Origin of the sequence: Sphingomonas suaedae, from assembly GCF_007833215.1 — a bacterium.
GTDB classification, from domain to species: Bacteria; Pseudomonadota; Alphaproteobacteria; order Sphingomonadales; family Sphingomonadaceae; genus Sphingomonas; species Sphingomonas suaedae.
Window position 1 is genome coordinate 1,535,833 of the sequence record NZ_CP042239.1, and the last position, 17,211, is coordinate 1,553,043.

The 17,211-nt window shown below is 66.0% G+C and carries 18 protein-coding genes; 7 read left to right on the forward strand and 11 right to left on the reverse strand.

Annotated elements, in window-relative coordinates; translation table 11 throughout:
- The first annotated feature begins 60 nt into the window (after positions 1-60).
- From FPZ54_RS07330 to lptG, 5 genes are all read left to right on the forward strand, one after another.
- Positions 61-303 (forward strand): acyl carrier protein, encoded by a 243-nt coding sequence (locus FPZ54_RS07330; RefSeq protein ID WP_145846088.1) that lies wholly within the window; start codon positions 61-63, stop codon positions 301-303.
- A gap of 4 nt (positions 304-307) precedes the next feature.
- Complete coding sequence (gene spt / locus FPZ54_RS07335) at positions 308-1,561, forward strand: serine palmitoyltransferase (protein WP_145846090.1); 1,254 nt, start codon at positions 308-310, stop codon at positions 1,559-1,561.
- 48 nt (positions 1,562-1,609) lie between these two features.
- Positions 1,610-3,577, forward strand: a complete 1,968-nt coding sequence (locus FPZ54_RS07340) for an ATP-binding protein (protein WP_145846091.1) — start codon at positions 1,610-1,612, stop codon at positions 3,575-3,577.
- Between the two features lie 83 nt (positions 3,578-3,660).
- A complete protein-coding gene (lptF, locus tag FPZ54_RS07345; RefSeq protein WP_186456945.1) occupies positions 3,661-4,860 on the forward strand; it encodes an LPS export ABC transporter permease LptF in 1,200 nt (399 codons plus the stop codon).
- Positions 4,857-5,960, forward strand: coding sequence for an LPS export ABC transporter permease LptG (gene lptG, locus FPZ54_RS07350; protein ID WP_145846093.1), 1,104 nt, complete (start codon positions 4,857-4,859; stop codon positions 5,958-5,960). The genes lptF and lptG overlap by 4 nt, the downstream gene beginning before the upstream one ends.
- 11 nt (positions 5,961-5,971) lie before the next feature.
- Here lptG and FPZ54_RS07355 read toward each other — a convergent pair whose 3' ends face one another.
- A complete protein-coding gene (locus tag FPZ54_RS07355; RefSeq protein WP_145846095.1) occupies positions 5,972-6,298 on the reverse strand; it encodes a hypothetical protein in 327 nt (108 codons plus the stop codon).
- Positions 6,299-6,306: 8 nt separating this feature from the next.
- Positions 6,307-7,416, reverse strand: a complete 1,110-nt coding sequence (locus tag FPZ54_RS07360) for a fatty acid desaturase family protein (RefSeq protein WP_145849625.1) — start codon at positions 7,414-7,416, stop codon at positions 6,307-6,309.
- A 135-nt stretch (positions 7,417-7,551) separates the two neighbouring features.
- Between FPZ54_RS07360 and FPZ54_RS07365 the strand changes: the two genes are divergently transcribed.
- Positions 7,552-8,709: an N-acetyltransferase gene (locus tag FPZ54_RS07365; RefSeq protein WP_145846096.1), complete on the forward strand. Its 1,158-nt coding sequence runs from the start codon at positions 7,552-7,554 to the stop codon at positions 8,707-8,709.
- Positions 8,710-8,897: 188 nt separating this feature from the next.
- On the opposite strand, the gene FPZ54_RS07370 is transcribed toward FPZ54_RS07365, so the two are convergent.
- From FPZ54_RS07370 to FPZ54_RS07400, 7 genes are all read right to left on the reverse strand, one after another.
- Positions 8,898-9,146 (reverse strand): hypothetical protein, encoded by a 249-nt coding sequence (locus FPZ54_RS07370; RefSeq protein WP_145846097.1) that lies wholly within the window; start codon positions 9,144-9,146, stop codon positions 8,898-8,900.
- 197 nt (positions 9,147-9,343) lie between these two features.
- Positions 9,344-10,117: an exodeoxyribonuclease III gene (xth, locus tag FPZ54_RS07375; protein ID WP_145846099.1), complete on the reverse strand. Its 774-nt coding sequence runs from the start codon at positions 10,115-10,117 to the stop codon at positions 9,344-9,346.
- 7 nt (positions 10,118-10,124) lie between these two features.
- Positions 10,125-10,487 carry an iron-sulfur cluster insertion protein ErpA gene (erpA, locus tag FPZ54_RS07380; protein ID WP_422396562.1) on the reverse strand — a complete coding sequence of 121 codons (363 nt, stop codon included), beginning with the start codon at positions 10,485-10,487 and terminating at the stop codon, positions 10,125-10,127.
- A 280-nt stretch (positions 10,488-10,767) separates the two neighbouring features.
- A complete protein-coding gene (locus tag FPZ54_RS07385; protein ID WP_145846103.1) occupies positions 10,768-11,940 on the reverse strand; it encodes a M23 family metallopeptidase in 1,173 nt (390 codons plus the stop codon).
- Positions 11,941-11,997: 57 nt separating this feature from the next.
- On the reverse strand, positions 11,998-12,846 hold the full coding sequence (locus FPZ54_RS07390) for a ferritin-like domain-containing protein (RefSeq protein WP_145846105.1): 849 nt from the start codon (positions 12,844-12,846) through the stop codon (positions 11,998-12,000).
- A gap of 13 nt (positions 12,847-12,859) precedes the next feature.
- Positions 12,860-13,333 carry a peroxiredoxin gene (locus FPZ54_RS07395; RefSeq protein WP_145846106.1) on the reverse strand — a complete coding sequence of 158 codons (474 nt, stop codon included), beginning with the start codon at positions 13,331-13,333 and terminating at the stop codon, positions 12,860-12,862.
- A 2-nt stretch (positions 13,334-13,335) separates the two neighbouring features.
- Positions 13,336-16,023 (reverse strand): bifunctional [glutamine synthetase] adenylyltransferase/[glutamine synthetase]-adenylyl-L-tyrosine phosphorylase, encoded by a 2,688-nt coding sequence (locus FPZ54_RS07400; protein WP_145846108.1) that lies wholly within the window; start codon positions 16,021-16,023, stop codon positions 13,336-13,338.
- 79 nt (positions 16,024-16,102) lie between these two features.
- Between FPZ54_RS07400 and FPZ54_RS07405 the strand changes: the two genes are divergently transcribed.
- Entirely contained in the window at positions 16,103-16,303 is a 201-nt protein-coding gene (locus FPZ54_RS07405; RefSeq protein WP_145846110.1) for a hypothetical protein, read from the forward strand.
- A 39-nt stretch (positions 16,304-16,342) separates the two neighbouring features.
- Here the strand turns inward: FPZ54_RS07405 and FPZ54_RS07410 are convergent, their stop codons facing one another.
- Together FPZ54_RS07410 and FPZ54_RS19775 are read right to left on the reverse strand one after the other, a co-directional pair.
- A complete protein-coding gene (locus tag FPZ54_RS07410) occupies positions 16,343-16,960 on the reverse strand; it encodes a sigma-70 family RNA polymerase sigma factor (protein WP_145846112.1) in 618 nt (205 codons plus the stop codon).
- 78 nt (positions 16,961-17,038) lie between these two features.
- The gene (locus tag FPZ54_RS19775) at positions 17,039-17,176 is read right to left on the reverse strand and encodes a hypothetical protein (protein WP_186456946.1); all 138 of its coding nucleotides are present in this window, start codon (positions 17,174-17,176) and stop codon (positions 17,039-17,041) included.
- Positions 17,177-17,211 lie beyond the last annotated feature (35 nt).

Here is a 17,211-nt window from a genome sequence, read left to right on the forward strand (position 1 = left end):
TTGACCGCGATTCCGCCGCAATCGCTTGGCAGTGGGACCGCTCACCTCTAAGGACCGCGCATGAGCGATCGTAACGACATCTTTGCCACCGTCACCGGCCTGATCGAACCCTTCAACAAGAAGGGCATCGCACTGACCGATTCCACCACCTTTGCCGGCGATCTCGAATGGGACAGCCTGACCGTGATGGATTTCGTCGCGGCGATCGAGGACGAGTTCGACATCATTATCACGATGAACATGCAGGCCGAGATCGAAACCGTCGGCCAGCTGGTCGATGCGGTCCAGAAGCTGAAGGCCTGACACAATGACCGACGCGCTGCAGACCGCCGACGTGCCCGCCGCACTGGAGGGCACGAAGCCCGACCTGATGAGCAAGTTCGACGGCCTGATCGCCGAACGCCAGGCGCTGCTCGATAGCGGCGTGACCGATCCCTTCGCGATCGTGATGGAACAGGTGAAGTCGCCGACCGAGGCGGTGATCAAGGGCCGGGATACGATCCTGCTCGGCACCTATAATTATATGGGCATGACCTTCGACCCCGACGTGATCGCGGCGGGGCACAAGGCACTCGACCAGTTCGGCTCAGGTACCAATGGCAGCCGGATGCTGAACGGCACCTTTCGCGACCATATGGAGGTCGAACAGGCGCTGCGCGATTTCTATGGCGTAAGCGGCGCGATCGTCTTCTCGACCGGCTACATGGCCAATCTGGGCATGATCTCCACCCTGGCGGGCAAGGGCGACTACATCATTCTCGACGCCGACAGCCACGCCAGCATCTATGACGGGTGCAAGCAGGGCGTCGCCGAGATCGTCCGCTTCCGCCACAACAGCGTCGAGGATCTCGACAAGCGGCTCGGCCGCCTGCCCGCCGAGGCCGGCAAGCTGGTGGTGCTGGAGGGCGTCTATTCGATGCTGGGCGACGTCGCCCCGCTCAAGGAAATGGTCGCGGTCGCCAAGAAGCACGGCGCGATGGTGCTGAGCGACGAGGCGCATTCGATGGGCTTTTACGGCCCCAACGGCCGCGGCGTGTACGAGGCGCAGGGATGCGAGGGCGATGTCGACTTCATCGTCGGCACCTTCAGCAAATCGGTCGGTACGGTCGGCGGATTCTGCGTGTCGAACCACCCGAAGTTCGAGGCGATCCGCCTCGCCTGTCGCCCCTATATCTTCACCGCGTCGCTGCCGCCCAGCGTGGTCGCGACTGCCGCGACGTCGATCCGCAAGCTGATGACCGCGCATGAAAAGCGCGAGCGGCTGTGGTCGAATGCACGTGCGGTCCATTCCGGCCTGAAGGAAATGGGTTTCAAGCTCGGCACCGAGACAGCGGAAAGTGCGATCATCGCGGTGATCCTGACCGATCAGGTTCAGGCGGTGATGATGTGGCAGGCGCTGCTCGAGGCCGGGCTCTACGTCAATATGGCGCGTCCGCCCGCGACCCCGGCGGGGACCTTCCTGCTGCGCTGCTCGCTGTGCGCCGAGCACACGCCCGAGCAGGTCGAGCGCATCCTGGCGATGTTCAAGAGTGCCGGACAGGCGACCGGAGTGATCGGCTGACCGTTGCAGGACTGGCCATCGCGCCACCCAAAGCCTAGGTTCCGCGCCATGAGCGAGGGCGGTTTCGAGAAGTTCAGGCGTCGCGTGGTCGCGATGGACTGGCGCGCCGCGTCGATGATCCTGCTGGCGCTGCTGGGGATCGCGGTCCTCATCGGGCTTGTGGCCAACCAGCGGCTCGCGGACGGGCAGCGCGAAATCGCGCTGTCGCGCCAGTCCGAAAGCTACGAAGTGATGGTGCTGGCGCAAAGCCTGGGTGCGACGCTGGCCCGCGCCGAAGCGACGCTCGGCCGCTATGTCGTCGCGGGAGACGATGCAGTGGGGCGTGACTTCGTCGCCGAATGGCAGGCGGCGGGCGGGCAGATCGCGCTGCTGGAACGCCGCGTGCGCAGCGATGCCGGACAGCGCGACCGGCTCGCCCGCCTGCGCGCGGCCTATGCGGCGCGCGGAGACGAACTCGCACAGATCGCCCGCAACACCAATGTCCGTCGCAACCAAGCGGCCTATGCCTATTATAACGAAGCACGGCGTTCGCCCCATCTTGCCGCATTGTCGCGCGAGATCGGCGCGATTTTCGAGGCCGAGCGGGTCCGTCTTCGTCAACGCGCCGAACAGGCGCGCGCGACCGGCGCCGACGCCGTCGCGGAGACGCGCAACCTGATGCTGTTTGGCGTGCTCCTGGTCCTCGGCGCGATCGTGCTGGGCTGGCTGAACCTGCGCGCGGTGCGCGAACGCGCCGCCGCCGCCGCAGAGGCCGAGGCGCAGCGCCGCCGCACGACCGAACTCGAGGCCGCCGTCGCCCGCGCGACCGCCAGCCTCCAGGCCGAAGCGCGCGAACGCGCCGCGGCGGAGGCGCAGTTGCGCCAGGCGCAAAAGATGGAGGCGGTCGGCCAGCTGACCGGCGGTATCGCGCATGATTTCAACAATATGCTCGCGGTCGTGCTGGGCGGAATCGAGCTGGCGAAGCGCAACCTGCCCGAGGATGCCGGCGACGCGGCGCGCCATATCGACAATGCCGCCGAAGGCGCCAGCCGCGCCGCCGCGCTGACCCGCCAGCTGCTCGGCTTCGCCCGCTCCGAAGCGCTGGCGCCCGAGGCGATCGAGCCGGGCGAGCTGATCGCGGGCATGTCCAATTTGCTTGATCGCACGCTGGGCGAAGGCATTTCCGTCGAAACGCGCTGCGAGAGTGCGGGATGGCATGTCTGGGCGGATCGGGTGCAGCTCGAAAACGCGCTGCTCAACCTGGCGGTCAATGCGCGCGACGCAATGGACGGGCGCGGCACGCTCACCATTTCCTGCGGTCATGTGCCCCTGGACGGCGATCATGGCGGCGCGTGCGCGCCGGGCGATTATGTGCGCCTGTCGGTAACCGACACGGGATCGGGCATGTCCAAAGAGGTGATGGAGCGGGTCTTCGAACCCTTTTTCACCACCAAGCCGGTCGGCAAGGGAACGGGTCTGGGCCTCAGCCAGATTTTCGGGTTCGTCCGCCAGTCGGGCGGCGAGGTGGTGATCGATTCCGCAGTTGGCGAGGGCACGACGGTGACGATGCTGCTGCCCTGCCATGCCGCGAAGACGGACGAGTCTGCCGCTCCCGAACGGATCGGTCCGCAGGGCGCGCCCGGCGACGCGCTCGACATCCTTGTCGTCGAGGACGATCCCCGCGTCCTGTCCGCGACACTCGCCGCGCTGGAGGAGCTGGGCCACCGCCCCGTGGAGTGCGACGACCCGCTGAAGGCGCCCCGCATCATCGCGGGACTGCGCACGCTCGATCTGATCCTCACCGATGTCATCATGCCGGGCCAGACCGGGCCCGAGATGATCGCCGCGCTCGAGCCGCAACTGGATGGTGTCGCGATCCTCTATGTCACCGGCTATGCGGGCGAGGCGGAGCAGGACCGGTTCGGGGGGCGGCCGGTGCTGCGCAAACCCTTCACACTGGCGGGTCTGGAACAGGCGCTGGTCGATGCTCTGGCCTGGCGCCCCGCGCAAAGCGATGCCACCAGTGCCGCAGGGTAGATTTCCGCGCCCCGTTCGATATAGCGGGGACTCCCCGTCGATCGTCCGGCGACAGGCAGTGTGAAGGCGCGAAACCACCCCCAATGACCGCACTCGACCGGTACATGGCGCGCCTGATCGCCGTCCCCCTGATCTCCACGTTGCTGATCTCGGCGATGCTGCTGGTGCTCGACCGTATGCTGCGCCTGTTCGACTTCGTCGCAAGCGAGGGCGGGCCGGTCAGCGTGGTGTGGCGGATGCTCGCCAATCTGCTGCCCGAATATCTTGGGTTGGGCATTCCGATCGGGCTGATGCTCGGCATCCTCCTCGCCTTTCGCCGCCTGGCGACCACGTCGGAGCTGGACGTGCTGCGCGCGGTGGGGATCAGCTATAACCGGATGCTGCTGGTCCCGTTCATGTACGCGATCACGCTGGCCGCGATGAACCTGGCGATCGTCGGCTATATCCAGCCGCTCGCGCGCTACAATTACGAAGGGCTGCGGTTCGAACTGCGCAGCGGCGCGCTGGGCGCATCGATCAAGGTCGGAGAGTTCACCAATCTGGGCGATCGGATGACGCTGCGGATCGAAGAGAGCCGCAATGAGGGGCGCGACCTGTCGGGCATCTTCGTGAGCGCGCGCGCGCGGGGCGGCGATATCGTCTCGGCCACCGCCGAACAGGGCCAGTTCCTGCGTACCGACGATCCCGACGTCATCATCTTCCGCCTGACCAAAGGCACGTTGATCCACCAAAGCCCCAAATTCGATACGCCGCGCGTGCTGACCTTCGACGCGCACGACCTGCCGATCGACTTGCCCAAATTCGAACAGTTCCGACAGCGCGGCGCCAGCAATCTCGAGCTCACCTTGCCCCAGCTGGCCAAGATCGGGTCCGATCCGGGCGTCACCGACGAGGAACGCGACACCAGCCGCTCGGCCTTCCACTTCCGAATGGTCGAGGTGGCGACGATGCTGCTCTTGCCGCTGCTGGCGCTGGCGCTGGGCGTGCCGCCCAAGCGATCGACATCGGCGCTGGGCGTGTTCCTGTCGATCGTGATGATCGTCACCTACCACAAGATCAACGAATATGCGCAGGACGTGGGCAGCCTCGGCCTGGTCGATCCGCTGATCGCCCTTTGGGGGCCGTTCCTGATCTTTGCCGGGCTGGTGCTGTGGATGTACTACACCATCGCCTATGTCCCCGGCGGCCAGCCGATCGGCGCGCTCGAGAAATTCTTTGCCAAGGCGTGGAAGGCGGTCGCGAAATATCTGCCTGGCAAGCGACGGAAGAAAGTGGCGACATGATCCACGCGCTGACCGATTTCTTTCCGTCCAGAACGGTGTCGCTGTACATGGCGCGCTCGTTCCTCATCAACACCTTCGCCTTTCTGTTCGGGCTGGTGCTGATCCTCCAGACGCTCGATCTGCTGAGCGAATCGGGGCGCATCCTTGCGTATCCGGGCAATGGCGATGCGCAGGTATGGAAATATGTCGGGCTGCGCGTGCCACAGATCATCGCGACCTTTCTGCCCTTTTCCGTCCTGCTCGGCACCATCGTCACCTTCACGACGATGAACCAGAATAGCGAGATCATCGCGCTCAAGGCGTCCGGCCTGTCGGCGCATCAGGTGCTCGCCCCGCTGATGATCGCGGGCCTTGGCGTCGCGATCCTCTCGTTCAGCTTCAACGACCGGATCGTATCGCGCTCAAGCGCGACGCTCGCGGCGTGGAAGAAGGTCGAATATGGCCCTCTCCCCATCGATCGCGGCGATCGCAGCAATGTGTGGGTGCGCGAGGGGACGCATTTGATCCACGCCATGCAGATCAAGGGCCGGGCCGATGCGGCGCAACTGGCCGGTATCACGATCTATGAGCGTGACGGCGCGGTACTCAAGTCGCTGGTCCGCGCGAAGACCGGACGGCGCGAAGGCGATGGCTGGCGCGTCGAGGGCGCCGAGCGGTTCGACGTCGAATCGGGCACGCTGACGAAGCTTGGCAGCGTTGTGGTGGCGCGCGGCGTTCGCCCCGATCAGTTTACGCTGGCGAATGTCGATGCGGAAAGCCTGTCGTTCGGCGCGTTGAGCGAGGCGATCGACGATCTGCGCGCCGCGGGTCGCCCGACCAAGGCGCTGGAGGGCGCCCTATGGCATAAATTGTCGGGTCCGCTGTCGTCGGTGCTGATGCCGCTGCTGGCCGCCGTCGCCGCATTCGGCATCGCGCGATCGGGCAAATTGTTCGTTCGCGCCGTGATGGGGATGGGCCTCGGCTTCCTTTATTTCGTGGCCGACAATTTCGCACTGGCGATGGGCAATCTCGGCGCCTACCCGCCCTTCCTGGCCGCATGGGCGCCGTTCCTGCTGTTCGCGATGATCGGCGAGGCGGTGCTTCTCAAGAGCGAGGAGTAGCGCGCCGCTGGTCAGCGATGGCGCAAGAACAAATCCCGCTGCGCCGAGTTTATCGCGTCATCGGCCCAATCAACTTCGCGCTTGCTAGCCGGGATATGGTCACCCCGACCGTAGAATAGCGTCCCGTGGATGCCCTTAACGTCGCGCTTGAGGATGGGACGGGACCACATACGGTTTAGCGCCCTGCCCGCCGCCTCTTCACCGACACGGTCGACGAAGTGCTCAACCAGTTCCATGTCGCAATCGCCCGGAAAGATCAGCGCGAACTCGTTATCGGACGCCTGAAAAACGCTGAATGTCGCATTATCGGCGTCGTCGATGATCTGGACGTTCTTCACGTCGCGGTTCAGCCTGCGCGCTGCTTCATCGTGCTGGTCGCGAGGCGCGCCATGAGCCCCCGTAACGTGGGATAGTTCGCACCGTGATAGCTGGACTCCTGCCCCAGCGCGGTCGAGAGGCGGCGATGCGCCTCGCCCAGCGCATGATAGGGCAGGCTGGGCAGCAGGTGATGCAGCGCGTGGAAGCGGAGGCCCACCGGCGCCCACAGATAGGGCAGGAAGCCGCCCGGCACATTGACGCTGTCGAGATATTGCGCGGTGACGGTCAGCGGCTCGCCCTCATTCTCCCACAGATGCGCGACAAGCGTGCGGACCTGGTTGAGCACCGCAACGCCCGAAATGACCGCCATATAGGTCAGGAACGGTCTGAGCGGCAGCACGCCGGTTGCGACCATGACGATCAAGCTGACCGCGACGATGCTGGCGCCGATCTCCTGCCAGCGCCATTGGCGGGCGAACGCGCCTTCGGGCGACTTGCGCTCGAACTTCGGGTTGATCTGGAGACCCGAATAGCGGCCGACCACGAGGCGGCGAAGCCGCTTCGAGAAGAGCGACAGCGGCCCCAGCACGCCAAAGCGCAGCAGCAGTCCGACCGGCATCAGCAGCGAGACGAGCAGAAATACCGGCAGCGTCCAGGGCTTCATCAGCGCGAGCGGGAGATATTCGGGGTCCTCGACCGTGCCATAGCGGGTGCGCGTATGGTGGATCGTGTGGATCCCCTCATACATGAAGCTGGGCAGCATCATCGGGATGCCGAGCAGCAGGTTCCAGCCGACGCGAAAGCCCGGCAGCAAGGAATGTTTGAGATGCGTGATCTCATGAATGAACAGGCTGGCGCGATAGAGCGCGAGCACCGCGACCACGCCGCTCGCCAGCGCCCAGCCGAGCGCGGGCGCAAGGATCGCACCCGCCAGCGCGGCATAGCCGAGCGCCGCCGACAGCAGGAAATCGGTCCAGTAGATGCGTGGGCTGGGCGTCTGAAGATCGCGCGTCAGCTCCGCCGCCGCGCGCAGCATCGCGCGGTCGTCGGCCATGCCGGACAGGCGGATCTTCGCCGCTGCTACCGGCGCTGCGGCTTCACGCTCCAGCGGAGCCGCATCAAGGGCTAGGCTATTCATGGGTCCGGCCATTGGCAGGAGATCGTGGCCATTGCGTGGCATTTCAACAGGTCCCCGGCGTTCGTTCGTCCTCCGGTTGACTTGGGCACGCGTTGGCGTGAGTGCTTTGACGCTCATCAACGAAAGGTCCCGTTCGTGGCCAATGCCCCCCTCGCCATCCGCCCGGTCACGACAAAGACGGACAGGCGCGACTTCATCGAACTCGCCTATAGGCTCAATCGTGGCGATCCCCATTGGGTCCCCCCGCTGCGCAGCGAAGTCGCGGGCGCGATCGATCCGAAGAAAAATGGCTGGTTCAGCCATGCCGAGGCGCAATTGTTCCTGGCCGAGCGCGACGGGCGACCGGTGGGGCGGATCGCCGCGCATATCGACCGGCTGGCGCTGGAGATGCCTGCCGAGCAGGGGTTCGGACCCGGAACCGGCTTTTTCGGCCTGTTTGAAGCGGAGGACGCGACGGTCGCACGCGCGCTGTTCAATGCCGCCGAGACCTGGCTGCGCAACAAGGGGATGACCCGTGTCGTCGGCCCGATCTCGCTGTCGATCTGGGAGGAGCCGGGGCTGCTGGTTCAGGGGCATGACCATTCCCCGACGGTGATGATGGGGCATCACAAGCGCGTCTACCGCGACTATATCGCCGAAGCGGGGTTCGAGCCCGTCAAGCGCCTGCTGACCTATGAGCTCGACATCACCAAAGAATTCCCGCCGCTGGTCCAGCGCATCATCGCGATGGGCGAGAAGAACGAGCGCATTCGTATCCGCAAGGTCGACAAGTCGCGCTTCGCCGAGGAGGCCGCGATCATCCTGGGCATCCTGAACGACGCATGGTCGGACAATTGGGGCTTCGTCCCGCTGACCGGGCCGGAAATCGACGATGTCGGCAAGAAATTGAAGCCGATCGTGTTCGAGGACCTGATCCGCATCGCCGAACTGGACGGCGAGCCGGTCGCGTTCATGATTACCCTGCCCGACCTCAACGAGGCGATCGGGCCGTTGGGCGGCAATCTGTTCCCGTTGGGCTGGGCGAAATTGCTGTGGTGGCTGCACCGGGGCAAGGCACGGACGATGCGCGTGCCGCTGATGGGCGTGGTCAAGCGGCTTCAGGGGTCGCGCATGGCGAGCCAGCTGGCCTTCATGATGATCGAATATATCCGTCGCGTTGCGGTTACCGATTTCGAATCGGTGCGGGGCGAGATCGGCTGGGTGCTGGAGGACAATCAGGGAATGATCGCCATCGCGGACACGATCGAAAGCAAGGTCAACCGCGTCTATCACATCTACGCGAAACCGCTGTGAAAGCGCCAGAGTCAGATTCAGCTCCGCTGAATCGCGGCACCAGCCCGCTCCCCCACCCGGCCACCCATAGGATACTGGCGCTGGGTGGCCGGGTGGGGGAGCGGGCTGGTGCCGCAACCGTTTCAGCTTTGCTGAAACAAACGCTAGGCGGCCCGCGGCGTTAGGGGGCGCCGCGGGCCGCACCCTCGTCACTGTCGGGGCGCGAGGGGATCGAAACCTTCGTTCAGCCATTCCGCATGGCTCTTGCAGACCTTGCGTGCGACGCGCGATCCGGTCGGCGTCTTCTTGACGCAGACGGTCTGATCGCCGGAAATCTCCTCGCGGGTCTCGGTACCGACAAGCGCGGGACGCGGCGTGGGCTTGGGATCGGCCATGGCCGGGGTTGCGAGACCGGCGGCGAGAATGGCGGCAGCAGCAGTGGCAATGGTGATACGCATGGGGGCTATTCCTCTGATTCAGCTTGGGGGCTTGCGGGCTGGCTGGTTGCTCTGCTCTACCCACCCCCGTGTTAGTGCACTATGCGTGCCAAACACTCAGAGTCAGCAATATCAATGATTTAGCTGGTTTCCATCGTTACGGATGGGAAATTTTTCGCCAATTGGCGGCGGATTTCACCAAAAATTGGTTACGCGCTTCAGGGGCGCAGACGCGCCCAGGTCGGGGCGTGATCGCTGGCCTTTTCCCGGCCGCGATAATCCTTGTCCACGCCCGCATCGGCGAAACGATCGGCGGCGATCGGGCTGAGCAGCAGGTGATCGATGCGAAAGCCGGCATCGCGCTGCCACGCGCCGGCCTGATAGTCCCAGAAGGTCCAGACGCGGCCCGCCGGGAAGCGGGTCCGCAGCGCATCGGTCCAGCCCTGCGCCAGCAGCGCACGATAGGCCTGGCGCGATTCCGGCTGCATCAAGGCGTCGTCGGCCATTGCCTTGACCGAATAGACATCATCGTCATTCGGAATGACGTTATAGTCGCCCGCGAGCACCACCGCCCGCTCCTCGGCCAGCAGGTCGCGCGCATGGGCGGCGAGCCGGTCGATCCAGCGCAGCTTGTAGTCGAATTTGGGTCCTGGAACGGGGTTGCCGTTGGGAAGATAGATCGACGCGATCACCACGCCGTTCACCTCCGCCTCGATATAGCGGCTATGCTCGTCCTCCGGCTCGCCCGCCAGGCCGCGCTTGCGCTCGACCGGATCGGTGCCCTTTGCGAGGATGGCGACGCCGTTGAATCCCTTTTGCCCGTGCCAGACCGCGCCATAGCCCGCGGCGCGGATATCTGCCTCGGGAAAGCCTTCATCCGCCGATTTGAGTTCCTGAAGGCAGACCACGTCCGGCTGCTGCTCGTCGAGATACTCGATCAGGCGCGGCAGCCGCGCCTTGATGCCGTTCACATTATAGCTGACGATCTTCAAGGCGCGCTCAGACCGCGAAGCTGGTGCCGCAGCCGCAGCCCGACGCAGCGTTGGGATTGGTCACGCGGAACGCGGCCCCGCCCAGCGATTCGACGAAATCGACCGATGCGCCGCGCACCAGATCGAGGCTGATCGGATCGACCAGCAACGTGACGCCGTCGGTCTGCGCGACCGTGTCATCGGCCTGCGGCGCGTCGGCCAGTTCGAACTTGTACTGAAAGCCCGAACAGCCGCCGCCCTCGACCGAGAGGCGCAGCGTCGCGGGCTTGCCCTGCTTCGCCGCGATCGCCGCGACACGCGCGGCGGCGGACGGGGTCAGGATGATGTCTTCGGAGAGCGTGGGTGCCATGGTTTGCAGATAGGGCGGCATCGTACTCGCCGCAACTAAAAGCCCTGCGGCGTTAGTTCGAGCAGGGTTCGGCGACGGGCATCGTCCCAAAGTCCGTTTGCCCCGAGCCTGTCGAAGGGCCGCTACCGCAAATCGTTGGCCGGGCAGGAACGCCCTTCGACAGGCTCAGGGCAAACGGGCCATGGATTGAGCGCGCCCCGCTGGCCTTTGCCAGCGTCGTTACGGGATCTATTGAAGAACGGAAAAGGGCCGCCCGGCTTCCCCCGGTGCGGCCCCCTCCCTCTCCGTTATCTCGTTCGGCTCAGTTACCGCCCACCGCGGTCAGCTGGACGCGCGCGGCGCGTTCTTCGACCTGCTCGATGATGCTGGCATTCTGCATGAAGGGCATCGGGTTGACCGCCTTGCCATCGACGCGCACTTCGTAATGAAGGTGGCTGCCGGTCGAGCGGCCGGTCGAGCCCATCAGGCCGATCAGCTGGCCGCGACGCACGCGGGTGTTCGATTCGACCAGGATCTTCGACAGATGCCCGTAACGGGTCTCGATGCCCTTGCCATGGTTGACGGTGATGAGGTTGCCGTAACCGCCGAAGCGACCGGCGCGGCCGATCACGCCATCGGCGGTGGCGTAGATGGGGGTGCCCAGCGGTCCGGGGATGTCGATCCCGGAGTGCATCGCGGCGGTGCCGTGAAACGGATCGGACCGGACGCCGAAGCTGCTGGTCAGGCGCATATTCTCGACCGGCTGGAGCGAGGGGATCGCGATCACCGACTGCTCAAGCACGTCGAGCTTCTGCCAGGTCTGGAAGAGCGACCGGAACTGCGCGTCGCTGCTGCCCTCTGCCGTCGCGGTAGCGGGCGCGCCCTCATAGGGACCGCCCATGCCGCCGACCGAGACATAGCGCTCGGGGCGGATGCCCAGGCTGCGCAGATGCTGGGTGGTCAGCTGGAGACGCATCTGCGCGGTGCGCTGCGCCTTTTCCGCGAGCTTGGCCTGGCGAGCCTCGACCTTGCGGAGCGGGGCCAGAACCTCGCGCGCCATGTCGCTGTCGCCAGAATAGGAGATATTGGCGATCGGCTCGCCGACATCGGCGGGCGAACCCTTGCCGTCCAGCACGCCGGCGATGATCTTCTGGCGCTGTTCGACCCGGGCGGCGTGGAGCCTGGCCGCTTCCTTGATCGCCGCGACATCGGCCTCGAGCTGGGTCATTTCGGCGCGCATCTTTGCCATCCGCGCTTCGGGGGTGACTTCGGTCCCGGCGACGCCCGTCGCCATGATGGCGCCGAATGCGGCCTGCGAGACGCCATAGGCGGAGAAGGTGATGGTGACCGCCGCGACGCCGGCGAGGATCGCCTGGGTGCGTCCGGCAACGCTGAACCGCTTCAGATCGCGACCGTCGTGAAAGATGAAATCGCGGGTAGTAAAAAGATCGCGGAACCGCGTGACGAAATTCGCGTTGAGTGCAGTGCTGACCATGAGTCCCCGGCAACTACAGACACGCGCCGATCACGGCACACGCCCTGTGTTAAACGTTCACACGTCAGGAGCAGCCCCTCCGCTCTGACAGATTTGGTTAGACCCCGTGGGTCCGCGCACGGCAAGGCTTTCATAATAACCACGCGTTAAACCGGCTGTCTCACGCGCCGAGTCGTTGAACGGTGGCTTAATGGAGCCCCGGAAATGGCGCGCGAGCAATGTCCGCCAGTAGTTTTCCGGATTGATTCGCTCCGCGGCGCAACATGATTCGAACCAGCGCGTCCCCGCCGCGACATGGACGATCTCATCGTTCAGGATGCGGCGCAGGATCGCCGCCGTCGGCATGTCCCCCACCGCCTCGAACCGCTCGATCGTCATTGGCGTCACGTCCAGCCCGCGTGCCTCCAGCACCATCGGCACCACCGCCAGTCGCGCGGCAGCGTCATGCGCCGTCGCCTCCGCCGCTTCCCACAGCCCGTCATGGGCCGGCATTGCTCCATAATGGCTGCCCAGCTGCTTCAGCCGCCGGTCGAGCAGTGCGAAGTGCATCGCCTCGTCGGCGCCGACCTTCATCCAGTCGTCGGTGAAGCTGCGCGGGAACTGCCCGCCGAACCGCCCCGCCATGTCGAAGGCGAGATCGATCGCGACGAATTCGATATGCGCCAGCGCGTGGATCAGCGCGATCCGCCCGCGTTCGGACCCGCCCTTGCCGCGCCGGGGCATTTCCCTCGGCGGCAACAGCTCGGGCGCATCGGGCCGGGCAGGCCGGTCCGGCATCGCCCCGTCGAAACGATGGTCGAGCCTTCCCAGCCGCCAGTCGCGCGCCGCCCGCTGCGCCGCCGCGACCTTTGCCGCGGGTTCGGCGGTCAGCAGCACGGCGCGCGCCGCCTCGCTTACGCTGGTCATCAAGCGGGAATCATCAGGCAGCGCCGATGTCCTTGGCCGCTTCGAGCACCTCGATCACATGGCCCGGCACGCGGACCTTGCGCCAGGCGCGGACCAGCCGACCGTCAGCGTCGAACAAAAAGGTCGAGCGGTCGATGCCCATATATTTCTTGCCGTACATCGATTTTTCGACCCAGGCGCCGAATGCCTCCAGCACCTTGCCATCAGGGTCGGTCGCGAGCGGGATGGTCAGGTCATATTTGTTGACGAACTTCTGATGCTTGATCGTGTTGTCGCGCGACACGCCGAGAATCGCGACGCCGCGCGCATCGAACTGCGCCTTGAACGCGCTGAAATCCTGCGCTTCGCGGGTACAGCCAGCGGTATCGTCCTTGGGATAGAAATAGAGCACCAGCGGCGCGCCCGCCAGGCTGTCGAGCCGGAACGTCTTTCCGTCCAGATCGACCAGATCGACCGCAGGCAGCCGGTCGCCTTCCTCGATTGCCATGTTCAGCTCCCTTGCGTCCCGGCCACCGCGGCCCAGGCGTTCGCCACCTCCTGCCGATGCCGGTCGAGCGATGCAACCAGCGCGTTCCAGTCCTGCGCGCCGACGGCGTGTGCGACCATGGGCTGCGTCGCGGGCCCCGGCGGCTGCGCATCGGGGGCGACCAGCCGCATCGTCACCAGCAGCCGCGTGAGGAAATCATGCGCCGCGCCGAGCGGGGCGGGCACCAGCCCCTGCCCCGCGAGCAAGGCAATCGCGGCACCCAGATGCGGGTCGAAGCCGGTTCGCCGGTCGAGCTGCCGGACATGTACCGCAAACTCCAGGTCGACAAGGCCCCCGGGCAGCAGCTTGGCATCGAGCGGCCCGCCCGGCGGTTTGTGCGCGGCCATGTCGGCGCGCATCTTCGTGGCCTCCGCCGCGATGTCGCGCGTCGGGCGCTCGCCCGCCAGCACGCTGCCGATCACCTGCTCGACCGCCGCGCGCGCCGTCGCCGACCCGAACACGGGCCGCGCGCGGGTCAGCGCCATATGCTCCCAGGTCCAGGCTTCCTCGCGCTGGTAGCGGGCAAAGCCGTCGAGCGAGACGACCAGCGGCCCCTGCGCACCCGACGGGCGCAGCCGCGTATCCACTTCGTACAGCGCCCCCGCAGCGGTCGCGACCGACAGCGCCGCGATCACCCGCTGCGCCAGCCGGTTATAATAGGTAACTGCGCCCAGCGGCTTCTCGCCATCCGATTCGGCGAGATGGTCGCCGGTGAACAGGAAGATGAGGTCGAGGTCGGAGGCATGGGTCAGCGCTCCCCCACCGAATCGGCCGAGCGCGAGGATCACCAGTTCGCTGTCGGGGACCCGGCCGTGCCGCGTGGCGAACTCCGTAACGGTAGCGGTCGTCAGCACTTCCAGCGCCGCCTCGGCCACGCGCGCATAGCCCGCCGACACTTCCAGCGGATCGCTCGCCCCGGCGACGATCTGGGCGCCCAAGGCGAAGCGCTTTTCGCCGACCTGCTGGCGCACCCGATCGAGCAGCCGCTGATAATCGTCCCCCGCCTCGCCGCGCCGCATCTCGACGACCAGTTCGGCGACGCTGCCGACCGGCGCGAGCGCGCTCGCGTCGATCAGCCCGTCGATCAGCTCGACCCGCCGCGCCAATGCGTCGGCGAGCGTCGGGGCGTGGCTGAGGATCGTTCCCAACAGCCGCGCGAGGCTGGGCCGCGCCTCGAGCAGGTGGAACAGGTTGAGCGCGCTTGGCAGGCGCGAGAGGATCGTGTCGAGCCGCGCCAGTGCCGCCCCCGGATCGGGCGCCTCGCCGATCGCGCGGAGCAGCGGGGGCAATGCCGCCTCCATTGCCGCGCGCGCGGGCGGGCTGCGCAGCGCGGGGTAGCGGCCGCTGCGCCACCCTTCGATCAACCGCGTCGCGCCGGCCGGGTCGACGAACCCCGCTTCGCTCAGCGCCCGCTCGGCACCCGCCTCGCCGCGCGGCGCGCTATCGTCGCTATCGTCGCCGTCGAGCGCGTCATAGATGCGCCCCACCGCCTCGACATGCGGGCGCAACAGATCGAGCAGCGCGCCGCCATCCTCCAGTCCGTGCAGCCGCGCGACCGCGTCGAGCGCCTCGCCTTGCGGCAGCGCATGGGTCTGGCGGTCGTCGATCATCTGCACGCGATGTTCGATGGTGCGCAACAGCGTGTAGGCATTGGCCAGCACGCGCGCCTGTTCCGCGTCGATCCGCCGGGCTGCTGCCAGCGCCGCCAGCGCATCGAGCGTCGCGGGGGTCCGCACTGCGGGATCGCGGCCACCATGGATCAGCTGGTGGATCTGCGCGAAGAACTCCACCTCGCGAATGCCGCCGCGTCCGCGCTTGAGATCGAATCCGGGGCCGAATGCCTGGCCCTGCGCATGGTGATCGCGGATACGGCGCGAAATGCCGCGAATCTCGCGGATCGTCCCATAGTCGAGCGCGCGGCGCCACACGAACGGGCGGATCGTGTCGAGAAACTCCTGCCCCAGCACCGTATCGCCGGCGGCGGCACGCGCGCGGATGAAGGCGGCGCGCTCCCAGGGCAGCGCCTGCGATTCATAATAGCTGATCGCCGCATCGACCGGCAGGACGATCGGCGTCACCTCGGGCGATGGACGCAGCCGCAGGTCGATGCGCAGCACATAGCCATCGGCATCGCGCGCCTGCAGCGTTTCGACGATCCGCCGCCCGATCCGCACCGCCGCCTCATCCACCGCATCGCGCTCGCGATACGGCAGCGTGGCGGGGTCGAAGATCAGGATGGGGTCGATGTCCGACGAGTAGTTGAGCTCATGGCTCCCCTGTTTCCCCAGCGCGATCGCCGCCAGTCCGCGCGGATCGGCGTCCGGTACCCGTTCCACCACCGCCGCGCGGATCGCACTGTCGAGCGCATAATCGGCAAAGTCGGACAGGGCACGCGTCGTCGCGCGGAAATCGAGCAGTCCGGCCAGGTCGCCGATCGCGGTGACCAGTGCCAGTCGACGCCGCTCGATCCGCAGCCGCCTGGCGACCGGCATGTCGGGATCGTCAATTCGGACCGCGGCGAACGGATCGCCCGCCGCCCGGTCGAGGCGATCAACCAATTCGCCCTCCCGCGCGATCAGATGGGCCAGAAAGGGGGAATGCAGGGCCGCGCGCTTCAACGCATCGTCCAGCGCGGACTGAATATTGTCCATAGATCAGAACGCCTTGAACGCATCAGATTCTGTATGACATGTCAAGCAACAAATTTCGATATGAAACGTTCTACCCCCCATGAGCACGCACCCGCCTCGACAGACCAACGGACGCCGCGATAGCGGCTATTGGGTCGAAGCACCACGCACGACCGACCCGATCGGCTTCGTGCTGCGGGACGCCTATGCGCGTGATCAGGGAATTCCCGACGACATGGCCGCACTGCTTCGCCAGCTCACCGACAAGGGGCCGGTTAACGGGGGCCCGGACGCGCACTGAACGAGGATTTCCGGATAAGGCCGCTCGGTATTGGGCGGCTCAGTCGCGGCTCAACTCGTTCACTTCATCCATGATCGTATCGAGCGCGCTGCGTCCGTCGCTCTCGCTGTCGGCGCGCGACGGCAGGTCCCCGCCATTCATCAGCGCTTCCAGCGCCACGCGACCGCGCGCGACCCGGCTCTTGATTGTGCCCACCGCCACGCCGCAAATCTCGGCCGCTTCCTCATAGGCGAAACCGCCCGCGCCGACCAGAATCAGCGCCTCGCGTTGGGGCTGGGGCAGATGGAGCAATGCGCGCTGCATATCGGCAAGCTCGACATGCCGATCCTGACTGGCAGGCGCGGCGAGGATGCGGTCGGCAACCAGATCGTCCCACTCGCCCTTGAACCGGGCGCGGCGCATCTGGCTGAGATAGAGGTTGCGCAGGATGATAAAGGTCCAGGCGCGCATGTTCGTGCCGGCCTGAAACCGCTGACGCGCGGCCCAGGCCTTCATCAGCGTCTCCTGAACCAGATCGTCGGCGAGATCGCGGCTGCCGGACAGCGAGCGGCCAAACGCGCGCAGGTGAGGGATCACCAGCGCGAGCTGTTCCTTGAACTCGGGATCGGAGAGCGCGACATGCTCCCCCTCGCCCGGCTGATGTTCGGTGTCGCTCATTGAAATCCGTTCATGTGAATCGGCGCACGCCGTCCTGCCCGAGATAGGGCTACCGATCGTCGCCGCCAGCCCCTTTTGTCAAAGAAGCAGATAGATCGCGTAGATCGCCACAATCAGCACGAGCGAGATCGCGAGAATGTAGCGGGTCATATGCGGGGTCGCTCCGGCACGGGCGCGATCCGTTTCGATATGCTGGGGGTCGTTGTGATCAGTCATGACCCCAACAACCCCCCAAAACCGTTTTAGGTCCG

Excerpts from the sequence above, each read along its gene's own strand:
- FPZ54_RS07400 (WP_145846108.1), bottom strand. The coding sequence starts at position 16,023 with ATGGACAATATTCAGTCCGCGCTGGACGATGCGTTGAAGCGCGCGGCC.
- FPZ54_RS07340 (WP_145846091.1), top strand. The coding sequence starts at position 1,610 with ATGAGCGAGGGCGGTTTCGAGAAGTTCAGGCGTCGCGTGGTCGCGATG.
- FPZ54_RS07370 (WP_145846097.1), bottom strand. The coding sequence starts at position 9,146 with ATGCGTATCACCATTGCCACTGCTGCTGCCGCCATTCTCGCCGCCGGT.
- FPZ54_RS07410 (WP_145846112.1), bottom strand. The coding sequence starts at position 16,960 with ATGAGCGACACCGAACATCAGCCGGGCGAGGGGGAGCATGTCGCGCTC.
- FPZ54_RS07395 (WP_145846106.1), bottom strand. The coding sequence starts at position 13,333 with ATGGCAATCGAGGAAGGCGACCGGCTGCCTGCGGTCGATCTGGTCGAT.
- FPZ54_RS07385 (WP_145846103.1), bottom strand. The coding sequence starts at position 11,940 with ATGGTCAGCACTGCACTCAACGCGAATTTCGTCACGCGGTTCCGCGAT.
- FPZ54_RS07360 (WP_145849625.1), bottom strand. The coding sequence starts at position 7,416 with ATGAATAGCCTAGCCCTTGATGCGGCTCCGCTGGAGCGTGAAGCCGCA.
- FPZ54_RS07330 (WP_145846088.1), top strand. The coding sequence starts at position 61 with ATGAGCGATCGTAACGACATCTTTGCCACCGTCACCGGCCTGATCGAA.
- FPZ54_RS07405 (WP_145846110.1), top strand. The coding sequence starts at position 16,103 with ATGAGCACGCACCCGCCTCGACAGACCAACGGACGCCGCGATAGCGGC.
- FPZ54_RS19775 (WP_186456946.1), bottom strand. The coding sequence starts at position 17,176 with ATGACTGATCACAACGACCCCCAGCATATCGAAACGGATCGCGCCCGT.
- erpA (WP_422396562.1), bottom strand. The coding sequence starts at position 10,487 with ATGCCGCCCTATCTGCAAACCATGGCACCCACGCTCTCCGAAGACATC.
- lptG (WP_145846093.1), top strand. The coding sequence starts at position 4,857 with ATGATCCACGCGCTGACCGATTTCTTTCCGTCCAGAACGGTGTCGCTG.
- lptF (WP_186456945.1), top strand. The coding sequence starts at position 3,661 with ATGACCGCACTCGACCGGTACATGGCGCGCCTGATCGCCGTCCCCCTG.
- spt (WP_145846090.1), top strand. The coding sequence starts at position 308 with ATGACCGACGCGCTGCAGACCGCCGACGTGCCCGCCGCACTGGAGGGC.
- FPZ54_RS07390 (WP_145846105.1), bottom strand. The coding sequence starts at position 12,846 with ATGACCAGCGTAAGCGAGGCGGCGCGCGCCGTGCTGCTGACCGCCGAA.